The sequence below is a fragment of the Bacillus sp. JJ1521 genome, from assembly GCF_036965165.1.
GTDB lineage: Bacteria > Bacillota > Bacilli > Bacillales > Bacillaceae_L > Ferdinandcohnia.
In genome coordinates this window covers 573-4,906 of the sequence record NZ_JBALOX010000013.1, presented here as the reverse complement: position 1 = coordinate 4,906, position 4,334 = coordinate 573, and the positions used below count along the sequence as shown (strand labels likewise).

The window sequence follows — 4,334 nt, the reverse complement described above, 5'->3', positions numbered from 1 at the left end:
ATACGCCAAGGCGCATTTGATTGAATAGTTGATAGCTCGCCGTTGTGGCGGGCTATTTTTTTCTGATATACTAACTGTAATGAATTTTCGGATGAAAGGGGAGGGTATTATGGACAAAAAGCTTCCACCCAATCATGAGCATATTGATGACGAAATGATCAAGCTTGAGGTAAATCTTGATAATATGTCCGGCGAATGGCTTGGCTATGTTATGGATTTATTATTTGATGCAGGGGCAAATGACGTCTACTACACCCCGATTTTTATGAAGAAAAACCGTCCGGCTGTCCTTTTGCAGCTCCTTTGCTCAAATAGTAAATTGGCGCAAATGAAACAAATCCTGTTTACAGAAACAACAACACTTGGCTTACGATATTATCCTCTGACCGTTCACCGACTCGAGCGAACCTTTACAGAAGTGATGACGAAATGGGGCAAAGTCACGATAAAAGAAGGAATTTTCGAAGGAGAATCGGTCCAAAAGTCACCTGAATATGAAGAGTGCCGCAGAATCGCCGAAGAAAACGGCATTCCATTGAAAAAAGTGTATGAAGAGGTGTGGAAGGAGATTAATAAACGGTAAGGTACTGCCACTATTCCGGAAATACTGCCACTATCCGAAAAATACTACCACTATTCCAGGAATACTACCACTATCTGAAAAATACTGCCATTACGTCAAAAATAAAAATAACCCACTGACGCCAGTGGGTTACATCTTACATATCATTCAATTCCATCTGTATAAACTTTTTCGTATTCGGGCCGTATATCCCATCATCGGCAAGAGCCGCATACATCGATTGGAATCTTCGAACAGCATCCTCGGTTAAAGGACCGTAGTTGCCATCAATGATTTTCGGATCAAAGTGGATATGCTTTAACGCACGTTGGATCATGCGAACTTCTTCACCCTTGTCGCCACGTCCCCAAACTCCATCCGGAAGTGGAAACTCATCGTGAACAGAATTACCCTGTTTAATAACTTCCTCAAGCTTCTTCAAAGTGGCTGGACCAACTAGTCCATCCACACCTAACCCATATCGTTTTTGGAACCGCATGACCGCGCTCTCAGTTTCGGCACCGAAGCTGCCATCCGCACCATAACGAGGTAATGGGAAACCAGCTTTAATCAAATCTTGTTGAATTTCCTTTACAAATGGACCTTTATTTCCTTTACGAACTGGAAGTTTAGCTGAAACTCCTCCAACAGCAGGTTTTGGATTGCTCGTCGGAATCCCTTTAAAGTCGCGATTATACGATTCTTGTACATCATTTAAAAATTCTTCCCAAGATACACCATGTGGACGCAAGGCATTTTGCGGGTCTGATCTCCGAGAAGGATCTAAAGTGCTATGCGCAACGATATGTCGTTTTGGATCCAAATTAAATTTGTCACATAAATAAGCGTGGTACCAGACATATCGATTATATGCCTCTTGGAAATTAATTTTCCCACCGTGACAGAGCTCTACACCAATCGCTGCATCATTTGCATCATCCCCAAACATTTCATTGTCCTTCGTAACGGTATAACGAACATGCCATGCTTTTTCAGTAAGCGGGATTATTTCTAGCACATATTTGTCATCAATGAACGTATGGGCAGAAGCACTTGGCTGTGAACGGTCAAAATAATTTCGATTTCCATAGGCCGTTGAACCAGGATTTCCTGTATCATGACTTACGATAAAACGAATCTTGGATGTCTTTTGACCTGAACGTGAATTTCCAAAACGAATATAATCTCTTGTAATTGGATACTCCATTTCATTCACCTCCATGAATTATGAGTATTACAATCCATTCATCCTATGCATTGAAAGATTGTATCGTGCCATTTATATGCTTGTATCACGGAGGAGAAGAGGAGTACGAGATTTCAAAAAGAAAAACCGAAGGGATAATATCCCCTCGGTTTCAATTACTTTAATCTATTTGTTTTTCCGTTTTTTTGCTCTAGCATCGGCAGCATTAGAGCGTACTTGTGCCTCTAAATCATCCTGGTCAGCAAGTTCACGTGAGAACTCGACATCAAGACCATCTGATTTCATGTTTTTTGGAACCTGTGGCAAGCTTCCTTTGTTTTTATCACGTGATTTTTGTCCCCTTGATCTTCCCATTATCAACACCATCCTAAACAATAATGGAGAGGCCACTGACGTAACCTACTCAATTATAGGATGACCTTGAAAACAAGCTTCATAAGTGGAAATTTGTATGTAAAAAATTAATGGCGACCTTGCTTATTTGTATATCCGCCGGCTTTATCTGCCCTTTTGAATTCATTTTGATATGTAACTGCTTGCATACTGCTTAATGTGCTTTTCGACTTTTCACGCCTTTTATCTTTTGGCATCAAAGTTCCCTCACTTTCTAAGTAATATAGTATTATTTTATCCATCCAAAAAAAATCCAAACAAAAAACCCGTTAAAAAACGGGTCATAAATCAAGCTTCTTTCAAATGCTCTTCTTCAAGATTATGTCCAACACGTAATGTGTGTAATGTATATAAATCCTTTGATACCTCAAAAAGATTATAAACATCCCCATTCGCATTTAGCTGCTCATGCAATGACTTTCGAGTTTCATTAGCGAAAGTTACATAAGGGAGTTTTTGTACGGCCATCATGGAGCGATTATTGATTTTTCGAACTCTCATAAAAATCGTTTCAATCCCAAGTTCATAAAACAGTTCAGCAAAGAATGCATCCTTAGCGGGTTGATTGTAGCCTTTACCGTGGAATGGTTTTCCAAGCCAAGTTCCAAGGAAACCGGCATTTTCTGCGATATCGAATAAATTAATTGTCCCGATTGGAGAGCCCCATTCGTCTAAAATGGTACGTGAAATCAGTTCACCTCGCTCTTCTGCCTCAATCGTTTGCTTTGTTAAAAATAAAAACTCTTCATATGAATATGCCTTTTGACGTACAAAAGGAAAGACATCCGGGTGCACCATTAAGTCATAAAGAGCTTGACTATCCTGAAGTTCACGCTTTTTTAGCATCAGTTTCCCCTCCAAATGAGGACAGACCGGACCTGTGGCGTCCGGATCCACCCTCGAAATTTTTTGTGTTATTAAAAAATTTCGGGGTGGGAATCGAACCCACTAGAACCAGTGAAACTGGTGGCGCACCATTTGCCTTCCCTAAAGTTAGCCACTTTGTATTGGCCAATTTTAAGTTTTATATGTGATTGTCGAGTTAATTTTTTTCTTTCTTTAGGTATCATACTTGAAAGTTTTGTAAAAATAAATAGTTTTTTTGTGAATTTTTTGTATCAAATTATTGGTAATTTCGACGTTTCTGCGGATTTGTGTAGCAATATGTCGATTCATCTTGGAAAGACGTTCCTTAACGCCTTTTCAACAGTCTCAAAGGTAAAAGTAAACCCATGCTCTATTAGTTTATTCGGAATTACCTTTTGTCCTTCCAACACCAAAATACTCATTTCACCGAGTAAAAGCTGTAAAGCAAATCCGGGTACAGGAAGCCAATGAGGACGATTAAGAACCTTTCCAATAGTTTGTCCAAACTCCTTCATTTGCAGGGGATTTGGTGCAGTGAAATTAATAGCTCCGCTCAAGTTTTCATGATGTAAAAGAAATTCCATTCCTCTAATCACATCATCAATATGAATCCAAGACAGCCACTGCTTACCAGAACCAATCGTACCACCGATAAAAAACGTATAAGGAAGAACCATGCGTGTTAGGGCACCGCCATCATCCCCAAGCACAACACCAAGTCGTAAGAAACAAGTCCGCACACCTATCTCAGCAGCCAAGTTTGCTTCCTGCTCCCAAGCAGAAACCGTATTTGCTAGAAAATCGCTTCCCAATCGTGAAGTCTCTTCCGTAAAAGTTTCTTCTTCAGAAGTTCCATAAATTCCGATTGCACTTGCATTCAATAATACATTCGGCTTTTTTTGCATGGATGAGATGATGCGCAATATTTCCCTTGTTGTAGTCACTCTGCTGTCAATAATTAGCCGTTTCCGAGCTTCCGTCCATCTTCCACTATTCAACGATTCTCCAGCTAGATTTATAATTGCATCAACATCCTGAAGCTCACTTTCGGGACTTCTATTTGCCCCCAGCCATTCTACATAATGGAGACTAGGGTGATGACTTATTTTGGACGCATTTCTCGTTAAAATAAACACTTCATGCTGTTGGTCTAAAAGATAATCCGAAAGCTTTTTTCCGACAAAGCCTGTTCCACCTGCAATAGCAATCTTCATGTTTTTCTCCCTTTCCATATCTTTTCCTACATAATTCAATAAGTTTTCCATATATCCTTTAAACTTTATTCAGTTCCCTTAACTTTTTAAG

The 4,334-nt window shown here is 39.7% G+C and carries 6 protein-coding genes and 1 pseudogene; 1 reads left to right on the top strand and 6 read right to left on the bottom strand.

Going from position 1 to position 4,334, the window contains the following annotated elements; genetic code table 11:
• Window positions 1–109 precede the first annotated feature (109 nt).
• Entirely contained in the window at window positions 110–583 is a 474-nt protein-coding gene (larC, locus tag V7147_RS02875; RefSeq protein WP_335366354.1) for a nickel insertion protein, read from the top strand.
• A gap of 136 nt (window positions 584–719) precedes the next feature.
• Here the strand turns inward: larC and V7147_RS02870 are convergent, their stop codons facing one another.
• The 6 genes and pseudogenes from V7147_RS02870 to V7147_RS02845 all read right to left on the bottom strand — a co-directional run bounded on the left by V7147_RS02870 (window position 720) and on the right by V7147_RS02845 (window position 4,243).
• Window positions 720–1,238 carry a peptidoglycan-binding domain-containing protein gene (locus V7147_RS02870; RefSeq protein ID WP_335366415.1) on the bottom strand — a complete coding sequence of 173 codons (519 nt, stop codon included), beginning with the start codon at window positions 1,236–1,238 and terminating at the stop codon, window positions 720–722.
• 18 nt (window positions 1,239–1,256) lie between these two features.
• Window positions 1,257–1,769, bottom strand: a pseudogene (locus tag V7147_RS02865) (peptidoglycan recognition protein family protein); the annotation flags it as partial.
• Window positions 1,770–1,934: 165 nt separating this feature from the next.
• Window positions 1,935–2,123, bottom strand: coding sequence for a YfhD family protein (locus V7147_RS02860; RefSeq protein WP_335366353.1), 189 nt, complete (start codon window positions 2,121–2,123; stop codon window positions 1,935–1,937).
• Window positions 2,124–2,230: 107 nt separating this feature from the next.
• Window positions 2,231–2,359, bottom strand: coding sequence for a YfhE family protein (locus V7147_RS02855; protein WP_335366352.1), 129 nt, complete (start codon window positions 2,357–2,359; stop codon window positions 2,231–2,233).
• A gap of 91 nt (window positions 2,360–2,450) precedes the next feature.
• Window positions 2,451–3,008, bottom strand: a complete 558-nt coding sequence (locus V7147_RS02850) for a GNAT family N-acetyltransferase (RefSeq protein WP_335366351.1) — start codon at window positions 3,006–3,008, stop codon at window positions 2,451–2,453.
• A 326-nt stretch (window positions 3,009–3,334) separates the two neighbouring features.
• Entirely contained in the window at window positions 3,335–4,243 is a 909-nt protein-coding gene (locus V7147_RS02845) for a TIGR01777 family oxidoreductase (protein WP_335366350.1), read from the bottom strand.
• Window positions 4,244–4,334 lie beyond the last annotated feature (91 nt).

Bases quoted from the DNA above. Each gene is read 5' to 3' on its own strand.
- V7147_RS02855 (WP_335366352.1), bottom strand. From the start codon at position 2,359: ATGCCAAAAGATAAAAGGCGTGAAAAGTCGAAAAGCACATTAAGCAGT.
- V7147_RS02850 (WP_335366351.1), bottom strand. From the start codon at position 3,008: ATGCTAAAAAAGCGTGAACTTCAGGATAGTCAAGCTCTTTATGACTTA.
- V7147_RS02860 (WP_335366353.1), bottom strand. From the start codon at position 2,123: ATGGGAAGATCAAGGGGACAAAAATCACGTGATAAAAACAAAGGAAGC.
- V7147_RS02845 (WP_335366350.1), bottom strand. From the start codon at position 4,243: ATGAAGATTGCTATTGCAGGTGGAACAGGCTTTGTCGGAAAAAAGCTT.
- larC (WP_335366354.1), top strand. From the start codon at position 110: ATGGACAAAAAGCTTCCACCCAATCATGAGCATATTGATGACGAAATG.